Genomic DNA, 14,749 nt, shown 5'->3' with positions numbered 1-14,749 from the left:
CCGGCAGCGCCGGTCCGGCGGCTGCGCGCCCGTGGTGTCATCGGTCATGTGCCCACAAGACCAGCACTGCTCGTGCCCGCCTGATGGCATCGCAATGACCTTGCAGCCATGCCTTTTGTCACACGCCTGTCCGGCCCGGCTGGGGTAGCCTCGGCGGTTCGCACTTTGGAGCCACCCTCTTGACCACCCGTCTCGCCTTTGCCCTGGCCGCTTCCCTGGGACTTGCCATGCCGTCCTACAGCATCGCCGCACCCGCCACCACGCAGGCCGCCACCCAAGCCAACCCCTTCTTTGCCGACAGCACGCTGCCGCTGCACTACCCGCAGTTCGACAAGATCAAGGACAGCGACTTCGCACCCGCCTTCGACGCCGGCATGACCGAGCAGTTGAAGGAAGTGGAAAAGATCGCCAACCAGAAGGCCAAGCCGAGCTTCGACAACACCCTCATCGCGCTGGAAAAAAGCGGCGCCACGCTGGATCGCGCCACCACGGTTTTCTTCAACCTGGTCGGTGCCGACACCAACGATGCGCGCAAGAAACTGCAGGCCGACTATTCGGCGAAGTTCGCCGCGCACCGCGATGCGATCTCGCTCAATGGCAAGCTGTTCGCGCGTATCCAGACGCTGTACGACCAGCGCAGCAAGCTGGGCCTGGACGCCCAGGGCGTGCGCCTGGTCGAGAAGTACTACAGCGATTTCGTACGCGACGGCGCCAAGCTCTCCGATGCCGACAAGACCACGCTCAAGGCGATGAATGCCGAGCTGGCTAACCTGGGCACCACCTTCAGCCAGAACGTGCTGGCCGAAGTGAATGCCGCCGCCGTTGTCGTCGATGACGTCAAGCAGCTCGATGGCCTGTCCGAAGAGCAGATTGCCGCTGCCGCCGAAGCCGCCAAGGCGCGCAAGCTCGACGGCAAGTACGTGATCGCGCTGCTCAACACCACCGGCCAGCCGCCGCTGACGCAGCTGAAGAATCGCGAACTGCGCAAGAAGATCTACGACGCCTCGGTGTCGCGTGGCAGCCACGGCGGCCAGTACGACAACACCGCGCTGGTGGCGCGCATCATGAAGCTGCGCGCCGACAAGGCCAAGCTGCTCGGCTTCCCGACCTACGCTGCCTATTCGCTGGAAAACCAGACCGCCAAGACGCCGGAAGCGGTCAACGCGATGCTGGGCAAGCTGGCACCGGCGGCGGTAGCCAATGCCAAGCGCGAAGCGGCCGATCTGCAGGCGATGATCGACAAGGAACAGAAGGCCGCGCGCAAGCCGACCTTCAAGCTCGAAGCATGGGATTGGGCCTACTACAGCGAGAAGGTGCGTCAGGCCAAGTACAACTTCGACGAATCCCAGCTCAAGCCGTACTTCGAGCTGAAGAACGTGCTGGAAAACGGCGTGTTCTATGCGGCCAATCAGGAATACGGCCTGACCTTCAAGCAGCGCACCGACCTGCCGACCTACCGCGACGACATCACCGTCTATGACGTGTTCGACGCCGACGGCAAGCAGCTGGCGATCTTCATCGCCGACATGTACGCACGCGAATCCAAGCGCGGCGGCGCCTGGATGAACTCCTACGTGTCGCAGTCGGCGCTGACCGGTTTCAAGCCGGTGGTCGCCAATCACCTCAACATCCCCAAGCCGCCGGCCGGCCAGCCGACGCTGCTGACCTGGGATGAAGTGACCACCATGTTCCATGAGTTCGGCCATGCGCTGCACGGCATGTTCTCGGACGTCAAATACCCGTATTTCTCCGGCACCAGCGTGCCGCGCGACTTCGTCGAGTTCCCCTCGCAGGTCAACGAGATGTGGGCCGACGAGCCGTCGATCCTGAAGAACTACGCCAAGCATTACCAGAACGGCACGCCGATGCCGCAGGCGCTGCTGGACAAGGTGATTGCCGCCTCCAAGTTCAACCAGGGCTTTGCCACCACCGAGTATCTGGGTGCGGCCATGCTCGATCAGAACTGGCACCAGATCAGCGCCAGCCAGGTGCCCGACGCAGCAGGCGTGATGGCATTCGAAGCCAAGGCCCTGCAGCAGGACGGCATCGCCTACGCGCCGGTGCCGCCGCGCTACAAGACCCCGTATTTCAGCCACATCATGGGCGGTTACGCGGCCGGCTATTACGCCTACATCTGGTCGGAAGTGCTCGACGCCAACACCCAGCAGTGGTTCAAGCAACACGGCGGGCTGAGCCGCGCCAACGGCGATCGCTTCCGTCAGACCCTGCTCTCGCGCGGTGGCAGCGTCGATGCGATGGAACTGTTCCAGAACTTTGCCGGCCATGCGCCGCAGATCGAGCCCCTGCTCGAGAAGCGCGGCCTGAGTGCGCAAGGTGGCGATGGCGCCACGCCGGAAGCGCCGCAGTCCAAGCCGTAATCGCACCGCGTTGAAACCAAGACGCCGCCCGGAGCGATCCGGGCGGCGTTTTTGATGGTCGCGATGAAGCGGGCTGCGCGAGCCGCAGACGCCGTGCTCAGAGCTCGACCGAATCCACCCCGTCGAGCAATTTCCTCAACAGCTTTTCCAGCCGCACTTGCTCGGCATCGCTGATGCTGGAGGTCTCTGCATTGAGCAGCGTGCAGGCGTCGGGAAGCAGGCTGTTGATCAACGCCAGGCCTGCCGGCTGCAAGGTCAGCATGATCTTGCGCCGATCGTCCGGGCTGCTGCCACGCGCGATCAAGCCCTTCTCGCACAATTGGTCGGTGAGCCGGGTGATGTTGGCCGGCTTTTCGCTGGCGGCCTCGGCCACCTCGGTAGGCGTGATCGCCTGCTCCGGGGTGCCGTAGAGCATCATCAGAATCTCGTATTCCGGCGGGCTGATGCCGTATGGCTTCAGACGCACACAACCCTGCGTATGCAGTCGCTTGTAGAGATGCTTGATCAGCCGCACCAGGACGGCTGGTTCACGCGGAAACGCCGGATAGCGCACACAGGTGTGGTCCACGCGACTTGCGGTTGGATCGAAACTACTCATATCACCCGTTTGATTACATTACTGAATGGCCAAGCCATTCAATCACATCATCTGCGGGGTGACACCTCAGCGTGCGAAGAGATGTACATATTCCGGCGCGACCGACGCCAACAATGTCGAGGCAGCGACCTCGGCCGTTTGCGTGCCGTCCGAATACGGCCCCACCTGATAGGGCGGAAACACGAACCGAAGCGCGGTGATCTGACCGGCCGGATTGAGCACCGGCACGAACTGGGCAAAGTTGTCGACCTGCGCGGCAGTGCCTTCGGCAATCATGCGATCGGCCGAGGCCACCTGCTCGGCCTGTTCTGCGACCGGCACGCGATCGGCTTCCACGCGCTGGGTGGCGGCGTTGTGCAATTGCACGGCCACCTCGCGCCCGATCTTTTCCCAGCCTGCCGGGTCCGGAATCAAGGCCTGCGCGGTCAATTGCCTGCGCTCCTTGACCAGCCAGACGAAGCGCGCCACCAACGGCTCGCCATGCGCACCACCGGTATAGCGGCTGCCGTCCGCGGACACGACGATCAGGTCCGGTGTCTGCAATACGGTCTCGAACGCCAGTGACAACTCGTAAGGTGCGGCCGGCTTGTCGTTGCCGAGCCCGGACACCGCCTCCATGAGTTCGGCGCGTGCTGCCTGCGCATAGCTGCGGATCAGTGCGCTCAGCTCGGGAAACGCGTCCAGCCCACGCGGATAGCTGATACCCACCATGTAGGCGGGTGCTTGCTCGATCACATCCTCCAGCGGGCCGCTTTGCACCAGCACGGGCTCGGCCGGCGGTGCCGCGGCAGCGGTTGCGTCAGCTGCCGGCTGTGCCGATTCGGCCGTCGTCGGCTCGCGCTGCGTACATCCTGCCAACACGGCCAGCATCAGCAAGCCCCGGACTGCGTTCACTCCTGACAACCGCCCCATTCCCACCTGCTCCCCATCGATACATCTGCAAAGACACGCTGCCGGCTATCAGGCCAGCAGATCCTGAAACTGTTGGTGCCGCCGGATATACGCCTCGGCGTAACTGCAGGCAGGCACGACCTTGTAGCCCTGCTGGCGCGCATGGGCCAAGGCAGCCTCGACCAGCACTGCGGCAATGCCGCGTCCACCGATCGCGTCGGGCACATGCGTATGCGTAATGGTCATGCGCTCACCTTCCAGACGGTATGCCAGCTCGGCATGTTGTCCATCGGTGTCTACGCTGAAGAGCTGCTGCGTGGAATCGTGGTCTGCCTGCACTGTCGCTGCCTCCATGGTGGTCTGCACGAGGCAGTGACGATGGTCAGCAGTGTGACCAGCGCGGCGCCGCGCCTGCGTGAAAATGAATCGATGCTGTGACCGCCCGCGCAGCCTGCCGAACCGGCACTTAAGTTCGCTCGCACCGCGCCGATAGCTCAGCCGAAGGCGCCCGTTGCACCCGGGCCGGTGCGAGCCGCCGACGCCTTCGCCTTACCTACGAGGAGTCACCGCATGCACAACGATTCGGCAGGACACAGCGCAGACAGCGATAGCTCGCTGCTGGAAGGCCTGTTCCAGTTCGCCATCAAGGGCGACACCCACAACCCCGACTTCGCGCAGCTCAACGATACGGTGTACCAGCGCCTGCAGCAGGCCTACGGGTCGGTGCCCGCCGGCAGCGTCGCTGGCGACCAGAAACGCGACGCGGCCTGAGCCGGCATCGCATCACTGCCCAGGACCACGCGCGCACTCGCGAGGGTCCTGGTCCGGTCGCCCAAGGCGGCCCGCTCTTCCCGACACCGTCGACCTAACCGCGCGTGCCCACCGGCGGCCAGCGCTCGGTTTGCCAACCGATCAGCCGAAACGCGGATTGGATAGCTGCTCCAGGAATACCTGCAGCACGCGCGGCTCCATGATCAGCATGAACATCACGCCGAACGCGGCACCGGCCAGGTGCGCGCTGTGGTTGATGCGATCGCCGCCGCGGCGGTCCATCCACAGGCTGTAGCCGACATAGAACACCGCGTAGATGATCGCCGGCGCCGGAACGAACAGCACCAGGATGATGGTCCACGGCTGCAGCAGGATGAAGGCGAACAACACCGCCGACACCGCGCCGGAGGCGCCCAGGCTGAGATAGTTCGGGTTCTTCTGGTTCTTCAGATAGCTGGGCAGGATCGAGACCACCAGCGCCGCCAGATAGAACAGCGGATAGGTCAGCACGCTGCCGGTCAGCTGGGTCATCACGTTTTCGATCACCCGGCCGAAGAAGAACAGCGTGATCATGTTGAAGACCAGGTGGCCCAGATCGGCATGGATGAAACCGTAGGTGACCAGGCGGTCGTACTGCTTGTGCTTGTCCAGCGCCGGCGGCCACAGGATCAGGCGGTCAGCCAGCTTGCGGTTGTTGAACGCCATCCACGAGACGATGCCGGTGATGGCGATCAGGATCAGGGTAATCATGCGGACCTCAGGCAGAACGGTAATTGTCGACCATGCGATACCCGCGCGCGTACAGGCCGAAGGCCAGTGCCGCCAGGAACGCGAAGGCCGCGAAGAAGAACATCAGAAATGCCGCTTCGCTGAGCCCAGTATCGGCGATGTGGGAGGTCACCGTGGCGTTGCGCACCGCCACGTTCGACAGCAGCACCCATAGATTGCCCACCGTGGTGGTCAGATACCAGAAGCTCATCACCACGCCCTTCATCGACGGCGGTGCCTGGCTGTAGGCGAACTCGATCCCGGTGGCCGACACCAGCACCTCGCCGAAGGTCAGCAGCGCATAGGGCAGGATCTGCCAGGCGATATGCATCGGCTCGCCGCCGTCCATGCTGATCTGGATGGCACCGACCGCAATCCAGGCAAGGCCGCCGAAGGCGATGCCGCAGGTCATGCGGCGCAGCGCTGTCGGCTCCCAGCCGCCACGTCGCAGCAGCGGATACAGCAACAGATTGTTGAACGGGATCAGCAGCATCACCAGCAGCGGATTGAGCGCCTGCATCTGCGAGGCGGTGAACCAGGCCGGCATCGTCATCTCGCGCCCCTGCAGGACCCAGGTCGAGGCCTTCTGGTCGAACAGCGAAAAGAACGGCGTGACCAGCGCAAAGATCACCAGCACCCGCAGCAGCGCGCGCACGCCTTCGACCGCAGTATCGGGATGGATGCCGCGCGCACGCTCCAGCTGCCACCAGGTGCCGCCGCCGATGCCGGCCAGCAACAGCACCAGCGCCATGCACAGGCAGATGACGATGCCGAGCTGGTCGACCAACGCGAAGCAGGCCAGCGCCAGCAGCACCGACACCACTGCCAGCATCAGTCCAGGACGGCCCTGCCCCGGCGCCTGTGTCAGCAATGCGGTGCGCACCACCGCACCGAAGCCGTGCGGGTCCTTCGGCGGCAACGGCACCCGCACATAGCGCCTGCGGCCCAGCCAGAACACCAGCGTGGCCACGAACATCAGGATGCCGGGAATGCCAAACGCCCACGCCGGGCCCAGGTTCTTCAGCGCCAGCGGGATCAACAACGAGGCGAACAACGAGCCGAAGTTGATGATCCAGTAGAAGCCGTCGAACACCACCTTGGCCAGGTGCTTGTTGGACTGGTCGAACTGGTCGCCCATGAACGAGGCCACCAGCGGCTTGATGCCGCCCGCACCCAGCGCGATCAGACCCAGCCCGAGGAAGAAGCCGCTGCGGCTGCCTTCGAACAGGGCCAGGCAGGCATGCCCGGCGCAATACACCAGGCTGAACCACAGGATGGTGTTGTATTTACCGAAGAAGCGATCGGCCAGCCAACCGCCGAGCAGCGGGAAGAAAAACACCCCGATCATGAAGCTGTGCAGGATGTGCTTGGCCTCGGCCTCGCGGCCGGGTCCGCTGACCTCCTGCAACAGCAGCGAGGTGATCAGGAACTGCACCAGGATGTTGCGCATCCCGTAGAAGCTGAAACGCTCGCAGGCTTCGTTGCCGATGATGAAGGGTATCTGGCGCGGCAGCCGCGCACCGGCAGTGGGGCCCGGCAAGGTGGAAGTGGTCAAGGGCAGTCCGGTCGAGCAGAAAACACGCGCTATCGTACCGGCGGCCGCCGGTTGGCCGCCATCGCGACCATGGGATAAGGCCTTGGATGCACCGCTGCATGCATCGACGCCGCCGCGCTCGTTGCCGCCGTTGCGGTGCACCTGACACGTCGTCAGGCCCAGGCGTGCCGAAAAATGCTGTCGGTACGCCGCAACCACGCCGATCACACGCAAGTCATGACGCAGTGCAGATTGGCCTGCTGCGCCGGCTCGGCTACATTGCAAACGTTTTCCTGGAACACTGGACCGCTGGATGCCCCGCTTCACCCGCCTGGCCCTGAGCCTGTTGCTGCTGACCACCGCCCCTGCCGCACTGGCCGCCGACCCGCTGACTACCCAGGCCGAGCGCAGCGGGTTTGCGCAAACCGGACGCTACGATGAAGTCATCGCGCTCTGCGATGCCTTTGCGCAGCGCTACCCGCAGGCGGTGCGCTGCATCGAGTTCGGTACCACCCCGGAAGGCCGGCCGATGAAGGCGCTGATCGTCTCCACCAGCGGCGCACTGGATGCCGACAGCGCTGCGCAGCGCAAGTTGCCGGTGGTGCTGGTGCAAGGCGGCATCCATGCCGGCGAGATCGACGGCAAGGACGCGGGCTTTCTGGCCCTGCGCGAATTGCTGGATGGCAAAACCGGCAAAGGCGTGCTCGACAAACTGGTCTGGGTGTTCGTGCCGGTGTTCAACGTCGACGGCCATGAGCGCTTCGGCGCCTGGAACCGGCCCAATCAGCGCGGCCCCGAGCAAATGGGCTGGCGCACCACCGCGCAGAACCTCAATCTCAATCGCGACTACCTCAAGGCCGACGCGCCGGAAATGCAGGCGATGCTGCGGCTGGTGCAGCAGTGGGATCCGCTGATGTATGTGGACCTGCACGTCACCGATGGCGCCAAGTTCGAGCACGACGTGTCGGTGCAGGTGGAACCCGTGCACGCCGGCGATGCCACGCTGCAACGCGACGGCGCGCGCTGGCGCGATGCAGTGATTGCCGACCTGTCCAGACAGGGCTCGCTGCCGCTGCCGTATTACCCCTCGTTCGTGCACGAGGACGACCCGACCTCGGGCTTTGCCGACGACGTGTCGCCGCCGCGTTTTTCGCATGGCTATTTCCTGCTGCGCAACCGCTTCGGCATGCTGGTGGAAACGCATTCGTGGAAGACCTACCCGGTGCGCGTACGCGTCACCCGCAACGCCATCGTGTCGGTGCTGCAGCAGGCCGCGCGCAACGGCGCCCGCTGGCGCGCCGATGCGCTGGCGGCCGATCAGCGCGCCACCAGGCTGGCCGGCGAGATGGAGCCGTTGAGCTTCGCTGCCGGCCCGGCCGCACGCACCGTTGCCTTCCGTGGCTACGCCTACACGCGTACGCCCTCGCCGATTTCCGGCGCGTTGATGACGCGCTACGACGAGACCAGGCCACAACTCTGGAAGGTGCCGTTACGCGATCAGATCAAGCCGGACGTGGTGGTCGATGCGCCACGCGGCGGCTACCTGGTGCCTGCCGCGCAAGCGGCGCTGGTGGCGGAGAAACTGCGCCTGCACGGCATCGCCTTCGACACCATTGCCACCACTGCCGCCCATCCGGTGCAGAGCTTCCGCGCCGACAAGGCAACCTTTGCCGCGCGCTCCAACGAAGGACACCAGAACCTGGAGATCACCGGGCAATGGCGCGATGAAACCCGCACCGTGCCGGCCGGCTCCTTGTTCGTGCCGATCGCCCAGGCCAGGTCGCGCCTGGTGATGGCGATGCTGGAACCGCAGGCGCCGGATTCGCTGCTGCAATGGGGCCTGTTCAACACCGCATTCGAGCGCAAGGAATACATGGAGGACTACGTCGCCGAAGAGGTCGCGCGCGACCTGCTCGAGCGCGACCCGGCAGTGAAGGCGCAATTCGAACAGCGCCTGGCCAGCGATGCGGCCTTCGCGGCCGACCCGAAGGCACGCCTGGAATTCTTCGCTCGCCTGCATTCCTCCTGGGACGAGCGCTACCGCCTGTATCCGGTGCTACGCACGGCACAGACCCAGTTCTGAGGCGGCGCCCGCTTCCGGCAAGCACCTGATTCGGCGCGTACGCGCGCCTTTCGAACCTGGGCACTGCGGTGCCCTCCCCTGATTGCAACCGCACCACAAGGACCACCCGTGCCACACCTCGATATGAAACCGTTTACACCCTCCAGGCCACGTCATCTCGCGCTGGCCATCGCCCTTGGCGTCGGCACCGCGTTTGCCGCCCCGCTCGGCGCACAGACCGCCGCCGCAGCGCAGCCGTGGATGGACACCGCGCTGACCGCGGACCAGCGCGCCGACCGTCTGCTCGCGCAGATGAGCGAGGACGAAAAATTCCAGATGCTGCGCAGCTACTTCGGCCTGGGCACCGACAAGATTCCCAAGCCCGAGGGCGCGCTGGGCTCGGCCGGCTATGTTCCCGGCGTCCCACGGCTGGGCATCCCGGCGCAGCAACTGGCCGATGCCGGCGTAGGCGTGACCAATCCCGGCGGCATCCGCAAGGGCGACTTCGCCACCGCGATGCCGTCCGGCCCGTCGGCCGCGTCGAGCTGGAATCCGCAGCTGGCCTATGCCGGCGGCAAGACCATGGGCCGCGAATCCTGGCAGCAGGGCTTCAACGTGCTGCTGGCCGGCAGCGTCAACCTGCAGCGCGACCCGCGCAACGGACGCAATTTCGAATATGCCGGCGAAGACCCGCTGCTGGCCGGCACCATGGTCGGCGAGTCTATCCGCGGCGTGCAGAGCGAGCATGTGCTGTCAACGATGAAGCACTACGCGCTCAACGACATGGAGACGCGACGCAATTTCCACAGCGCCGAGATCGGCGAGCAGGCGATGCACGAATCGGACCTGCTGGCGTTCGAGATCGCGTTGAAAATCGGCGACCCGGCCTCTGTGATGTGCTCCTACAACAAGATCAATGGCATCTACGGCTGCGAGCACGATTACCTGCTCAACCAGGTACTCAAGCAGGAATGGAAATACCCTGGCTACGTGATGTCCGACTGGGGCGGCGTGCATAGCGGCTCCAAGGCGGCCCTGGCCGGACTCGATCAGCAATCGGCCGGCGAAGTGTTCGATGCGGCGGTGTTCTTCGACGCACCGTTGCGCATGGCGGTGTCGGCCGGCGTGGTGCCGCGCGCGCGCTTCGACGACATGGTCAAGCGCGTGCTGCGCAGCCTGTTCGCGCATGGCGCGTTCGATCATCCCACCCAGCGCCAGCCGATCGACGGCAAGGCCGGGCAGCTGTCCGCGCAGCATGTTGCCGAGGAAGGCAGCGTGCTGCTGCGTAACGAGCAGGCCACCTTGCCGCTGTCCAGCGACGTGCACCGCATCGCGGTGATCGGTGGGTATGCCGACAAGGGCGTGATGTCCGGCGGCGGTTCCTCGCGTGTGGACTACACCATCAACGGTGGCAACGCCGTACCCGGCCTCAATCCGACCACCTGGCCCGGCCCGGTGATCATCCATCCGTCCTCGCCGCTGCAGGCGCTGCGCGCCGCGTTGCCGAACGTGCAGATCGATTATGTCGACGGCAAGGACCGCGCTGCCGCGGCACGCGCGGCCAAGGCCGCCGATGTGGCGATCGTATTCGCCACCCAATGGTCGGCCGAATCGGTGGACCTGCCGGACATGCAATTGCCCGACAACCAGGATGCCTTGATCGATGCGGTGGCCAAGGCCAACCCCAAGACCACCGTGGTGCTGGAAACCAACGGCCCGGTGCGCATGCCCTGGGCCGAGCGCGTGCCGGCGGTATTGCAGGCGTGGTATCCCGGCATCGGCGGCGGTGAGGCGATCGCCAACCTGCTGACCGGCGCAGTGAATCCGTCCGGCCATCTGCCAGTGACCTGGCCGGTGGACGAATCGCAGCTGCCGCGTCCCTCGATCCCGGGCCTGGGCTTCAAGCCGGCCAAGCCGGGCGAAGACAGCATCGACTACGCCATCGAAGGCGCCAACGTCGGCTACAAGTGGTTCGCCGCGCGCAAGCTGACCCCGCGTTATGCGTTCGGCCATGGCCTGTCGTACACGCAGTTCCGCATGGGCGGGCTGCGCGTGGAAGCCAACGGCAGCCAGCTCACGGCGAACTTCGAGGTGGAAAACATCGGCCAGCGCGAAGGCGCCGCCGTGCCGCAGCTCTACGTCACCCTGCCCGACGGCCATGCCACCCCGCTGCGCCTGATCGGCTGGCAGAAGCTCACACTCAAGCCGGGCGAAAAGCGCACCGTGCAGGTGATCGCCGAACCCAAGACGCTGGCCGACTTCGATGCCAAGGCGCGTCACTGGACGATTGCCGCTGGCACCTATCGCGTGCAGCTGGCGCGTTCGGCAAGCGAACCGGTGCAGAGTGCAGAGGTCAGCTTGCAGGCGGCGCAGCTGCCGTAATCCGGTGTGGTGGCGGGCATGCAGTACGCATGTCCGCCACGCCGTCTTCTCCTTTCGCCAGCAGACACCGGCCACCACGAAAAATTTGTGCCGGATGCGTTGACAGCGTCGCGCGCAACTTGCACAATTCGCCTCCTGAGTCGCCCAGGTGGCGGAATTGGTAGACGCACTAGCTTCAGGTGCTAGCGGGGGCAACTTCGTGGAGGTTCGAGTCCTCTCCTGGGCACCACGACTCACGGTAGATCGTAAAAAACCCCGCTCAGGCGGGGTTTTTTGCGTCTGGGCGATGCGATTACACGATGGTGTGCGGCATCGGTGATGTCTGCAGATCGGCAGCGTCGCAAGGGTGCGGCGCCAATGACTTTCGACACGCGACCAGCTGTTGCCGCTGTAGCGACCATGCGCAACGCCTCCACGACGGCAGCACGCTCCATGCGCATCCTCCTCTGGCTTGCCCTGCTGCCGGCCGTTGCCAGTCCGCATGCACGGGCACAGCAGACCGACAAACACGATGCCCCGCGCCATCGCGCGCAGGTGTCTTCGCAGCAATGCGGTCTGGGCACACCATTCAATGTGCTCGCCGACAGCGGCGGCATCTGGCTTTACCGCGACAGCGATTGGCCACGCGAAATTTTCTTCCACGGCGGCGAACTGAGCATCGACCACAAGCTGCAGCAGACCAGCACGGCCGATGCACGACGCCTCTGGGAGATGGAACAACGCACCCGCGCATTGATGCCGCAGGTTGCCGGCATTGCACATCAGGTGATCGACCTCAGTTACGACGCACTCGGCGGTGTCATCGAGGTCATGACAGGCAGTGCGCTCAACGCCCGCAAGATCGAACGGCTGCGCAAACGCGCACGCGCGTATGTCGACGGCACCCTGGGCAAGGGGCGTTGGGAGCAGAAGGCCTTCGGCGGCAACTTCGCAAACTACGTCGAACACGAAGCCGAGCAATTCAAGGGCAGCATCGCGCGCCACATGCTCTGGCAGATCGTCACCGGGCGTTCGGACGGAATCGACAAACGCGCCCAACAGATGGAGGGCCAACTGGATGCAAGGCTGGATGCCCAGGCATCCACCATCGAGGCCAGTGCCAACGCGCTGTGCACCCAGGTGCAAGCACTGCGTCAGTTACAGGACGCGCTCGAGTTCCGCTACCAGGGCAAGCCGCTGCAACTGCTCGCGCCCCTGCAGGACGACATGCCGCGCCATGACACCGAGCATGCCGAACCGAAGTCCAACACCGACGACGCGCCACCGAACCGGGCAGTCGGGCTGCAACCAGCAACAAACAGCTGAGACCTCACGCCCTCGGTCGAATCATCGTTTCCCGGGCGGGGCGGGCATGTCCTTGATGCCCTGCCGGATGGCGCTCGAACGGGCGAGATCTCCGCTTGCCTCATACGCCTCGGCAAGGCTGTCCAGCGCATTGCGGGACGCCGGAAACAGCAACACATTGAGCGCGAACACACGAATCGCCGCATCTGCACCGGTCAAGGCTACAGCGCCCTCACCGCTCCAAACGGTTCGCTGGTTGCTTCAAAAAGCACTACGCACACCGACCATCCCGACTGGTCCTTGCCCGCCCACCGTCGCGGGACCTTACGCGGCATGGATGCCGCGTAAGAGCCTACACGGACGTACTTGCGGCGTGTCCTGTGATGGTGGGCGGGCAAGGGCCCTGCAGCCAAGTCGCAGATCACCCGCTCTGCACTACACCGGCATGAAGTCGTTGTCTTAGCCGATGTTAGAGCGGCCAAGCGCCTTGTGACTCGCGCTCAATGCCCACCCGCCGCCGCCGCGCCACCCGCACCTGCGCCGAACGGTGGTTTGGCCAGCCACAGGAAGAAGATGATCGCCAGGAAGGTCCAGCCGAGCAGGTAGAAGATGTCGTTGAAGCCCATCTGCGAGGCCTGGTGGTTGATCATGTTGTTGAGCGAGGCTGCGCCGCGTTGCAGGTCGCCCTGCCCCATCGCGGTGACCTGCTCCTGCATGCCCGGCGTATACACCGAGATGTGTTCGGTGATATGCGCATGGTGCACCTGGGTACGGCGTGCCCACAGATAGGTGGTCAGCGATGCGGCAAAGCTGCCGCCCAGGGTGCGCAGGAAGGTGGCCAGGCCGGAACCTGCCGCGATCTCGCGACCATCCAGGTCCGAGAGCAGGATTTGCAGCACCGGCATGAAGAACAAGGCCACACCCACGCCCATCACCAGCTGCACGGTGGCCACATGGCTGAAGTCCACCTGCAGGTTGAAGTTGGAGCGCAGGAAGCTGGTGAACGACAGGAAGATGAAGGCGACGGTGGCGAGCATGCGCAGGTCGAAACGCAGCGCGTACTTGCCCACGAATGGCGTCATCAGCACCGGCAGGATGCCGATCGGCGCGGTGGCAAGGCCGGCCCAGATCGCGGTGTAGCCCATGTCGCGTTGCAGCCATTGCGGGATCAGCAAGCTCACACTGAAAAACGCCGCATAGGCCACCACCATCGCCAGCGTGCCGGCGCGGAAGTTGCGATGCCGGAACAGCTTGAGATCGACGATGGGATCCTTGTCGGTGAGTTCCCAGATCACGAACACCACCAGCGCCACGGCAGCGACGCAGGCCAGCACCACGATCTTGTCGGAAGAGAACCAGTCCTCGTCGTTGCCCAGGTCCAGCACCAGCTGCAGCGCACCGACACCGACCACCAGCAGGATCAGGCCGATGTAGTCCATGCGCGGCTTTTCCAACTGCTCGGGGCGATGGCGCAACTGCGAACCCACAATACTGCTGGCGATGATGCCCAGCGGTACGTTGATCAGGAAGATCCATTCCCAGCTGTAGTTGTCGGTGATCCAGCCACCCAGGATCGGGCCGGCGATCGGTGCCACCACGGTGATCATCGCCAGCAAGGCGAGCGCCTGCCCGCGTTTTTCGCGCGGGTAGATCGACACCAGCAGGCTCTGGGTGATCGGGTACATCGGCCCGGCAACAAACCCCTGCAGCGCGCGCGACACCACCAGCATGCCCATGCTCTGGGCCAAGCCGCACAGCAACGAGGCCACGGTAAAGGCCAGCGTCGACCACACGAACAACTTGGTCTCACCGAAGCGGCGGCTCAGCCAGCCGGTCAGCGGCAGGGCGATCGCGGTGCTGACCGCGAACGAGGTGATGACCCAGGTGGCCTGCTGCGAGCTGGCGCCGAGATTGCCGGCGATGGTCGGCAACGAGACGTTGGCGATGGTGGTGTCCAGCACCTGCATGAACGAGGCCATCGCCAGGCCCACGGTGCACAGCGCCACGCTCGCCGGGCGAAAACCGGCAGCGGGCGCAGGTGCCGAGGGACCGCCTGGCGCGGTGGGAGCTTGCGAAGACAT

General features: G+C 64.8%; 12 protein-coding genes and 1 tRNA gene. 6 read left to right on the top strand and 7 right to left on the bottom strand.

Annotated elements, in window-relative coordinates:
• The first annotated feature begins 179 nt into the window (after positions 1-179).
• The gene (locus ABQY64_RS07575) at positions 180-2,378 is read left to right on the top strand and encodes a M3 family metallopeptidase (protein ID WP_172837930.1); all 2,199 of its coding nucleotides are present in this window, start codon (positions 180-182) and stop codon (positions 2,376-2,378) included.
• Positions 2,379-2,475: 97 nt separating this feature from the next.
• Here ABQY64_RS07575 and ABQY64_RS07570 read toward each other — a convergent pair whose 3' ends face one another.
• The 3 genes from ABQY64_RS07570 to ABQY64_RS07560 form a co-directional block, all read right to left on the bottom strand.
• On the bottom strand, positions 2,476-2,976 hold the full coding sequence (locus ABQY64_RS07570; protein WP_039520389.1) for a MarR family winged helix-turn-helix transcriptional regulator: 501 nt from the start codon (positions 2,974-2,976) through the stop codon (positions 2,476-2,478).
• Between the two features lie 66 nt (positions 2,977-3,042).
• Complete coding sequence (locus tag ABQY64_RS07565; protein ID WP_104573246.1) at positions 3,043-3,888, bottom strand: DUF3298 and DUF4163 domain-containing protein; 846 nt, start codon at positions 3,886-3,888, stop codon at positions 3,043-3,045.
• A 48-nt stretch (positions 3,889-3,936) separates the two neighbouring features.
• A complete protein-coding gene (locus tag ABQY64_RS07560; protein WP_047126642.1) occupies positions 3,937-4,221 on the bottom strand; it encodes a GNAT family N-acetyltransferase in 285 nt (94 codons plus the stop codon).
• Positions 4,222-4,437: 216 nt separating this feature from the next.
• On the opposite strand from ABQY64_RS07560, the gene ABQY64_RS07555 reads away from it, so the two are divergent.
• Entirely contained in the window at positions 4,438-4,638 is a 201-nt protein-coding gene (locus ABQY64_RS07555; RefSeq protein ID WP_102253992.1) for a hypothetical protein, read from the top strand.
• Positions 4,639-4,779: 141 nt separating this feature from the next.
• Here the strand turns inward: ABQY64_RS07555 and ABQY64_RS07550 are convergent, their stop codons facing one another.
• Positions 4,780-5,388 carry a rhomboid family intramembrane serine protease gene (locus ABQY64_RS07550; RefSeq protein WP_349780624.1) on the bottom strand — a complete coding sequence of 203 codons (609 nt, stop codon included), beginning with the start codon at positions 5,386-5,388 and terminating at the stop codon, positions 4,780-4,782.
• Between the two features lie 7 nt (positions 5,389-5,395).
• Positions 5,396-6,961 (bottom strand): oligopeptide:H+ symporter, encoded by a 1,566-nt coding sequence (locus ABQY64_RS07545; protein ID WP_349780623.1) that lies wholly within the window; start codon positions 6,959-6,961, stop codon positions 5,396-5,398.
• A gap of 292 nt (positions 6,962-7,253) precedes the next feature.
• On the opposite strand from ABQY64_RS07545, the gene ABQY64_RS07540 reads away from it, so the two are divergent.
• From ABQY64_RS07540 to ABQY64_RS07525, 4 genes are all read left to right on the top strand, one after another.
• Positions 7,254-9,023, top strand: a complete 1,770-nt coding sequence (locus ABQY64_RS07540) for a M14 family metallopeptidase (RefSeq protein ID WP_349780622.1) — start codon at positions 7,254-7,256, stop codon at positions 9,021-9,023.
• A gap of 123 nt (positions 9,024-9,146) precedes the next feature.
• Entirely contained in the window at positions 9,147-11,384 is a 2,238-nt protein-coding gene (locus ABQY64_RS07535) for a beta-glucosidase (protein WP_349780621.1), read from the top strand.
• Between the two features lie 142 nt (positions 11,385-11,526).
• Positions 11,527-11,613: transfer RNA gene (locus tag ABQY64_RS07530), tRNA-Leu, on the top strand.
• A 203-nt stretch (positions 11,614-11,816) separates the two neighbouring features.
• Positions 11,817-12,689: a DUF2884 family protein gene (locus ABQY64_RS07525; RefSeq protein WP_349780620.1), complete on the top strand. Its 873-nt coding sequence runs from the start codon at positions 11,817-11,819 to the stop codon at positions 12,687-12,689.
• 21 nt (positions 12,690-12,710) lie between these two features.
• On the opposite strand, the gene ABQY64_RS07520 is transcribed toward ABQY64_RS07525, so the two are convergent.
• Together ABQY64_RS07520 and ABQY64_RS07515 are read right to left on the bottom strand one after the other, a co-directional pair.
• Positions 12,711-12,887: a hypothetical protein gene (locus ABQY64_RS07520; protein WP_228600774.1), complete on the bottom strand. Its 177-nt coding sequence runs from the start codon at positions 12,885-12,887 to the stop codon at positions 12,711-12,713.
• Between the two features lie 281 nt (positions 12,888-13,168).
• The gene (locus tag ABQY64_RS07515) at positions 13,169-14,749 is read right to left on the bottom strand and encodes a DHA2 family efflux MFS transporter permease subunit (protein WP_024938907.1); all 1,581 of its coding nucleotides are present in this window, start codon (positions 14,747-14,749) and stop codon (positions 13,169-13,171) included.

Source organism: Xanthomonas sp. WHRI 7065, assembly GCF_040203115.2.
GTDB lineage: Bacteria > Pseudomonadota > Gammaproteobacteria > Xanthomonadales > Xanthomonadaceae > Xanthomonas > Xanthomonas arboricola.
Note: the sequence above shows the minus strand (reverse complement) of the source record. Positions and strands in the feature narration are given on the sequence as shown.

Bases quoted from the DNA above. Each gene is read 5' to 3' on its own strand.
- ABQY64_RS07570 (WP_039520389.1), bottom strand. From the start codon at position 2,976: ATGAGTAGTTTCGATCCAACCGCAAGTCGCGTGGACCACACCTGTGTG.
- ABQY64_RS07565 (WP_104573246.1), bottom strand. From the start codon at position 3,888: ATGGGGCGGTTGTCAGGAGTGAACGCAGTCCGGGGCTTGCTGATGCTG.
- ABQY64_RS07560 (WP_047126642.1), bottom strand. From the start codon at position 4,221: ATGGAGGCAGCGACAGTGCAGGCAGACCACGATTCCACGCAGCAGCTC.
- ABQY64_RS07555 (WP_102253992.1), top strand. From the start codon at position 4,438: ATGCACAACGATTCGGCAGGACACAGCGCAGACAGCGATAGCTCGCTG.
- ABQY64_RS07550 (WP_349780624.1), bottom strand. From the start codon at position 5,388: ATGATTACCCTGATCCTGATCGCCATCACCGGCATCGTCTCGTGGATG.
- ABQY64_RS07540 (WP_349780622.1), top strand. From the start codon at position 7,254: ATGCCCCGCTTCACCCGCCTGGCCCTGAGCCTGTTGCTGCTGACCACC.
- ABQY64_RS07535 (WP_349780621.1), top strand. From the start codon at position 9,147: ATGAAACCGTTTACACCCTCCAGGCCACGTCATCTCGCGCTGGCCATC.
- ABQY64_RS07525 (WP_349780620.1), top strand. From the start codon at position 11,817: ATGCGCATCCTCCTCTGGCTTGCCCTGCTGCCGGCCGTTGCCAGTCCG.
- ABQY64_RS07515 (WP_024938907.1), bottom strand. From the start codon at position 14,749: ATGTCTTCGCAAGCTCCCACCGCGCCAGGCGGTCCCTCGGCACCTGCG.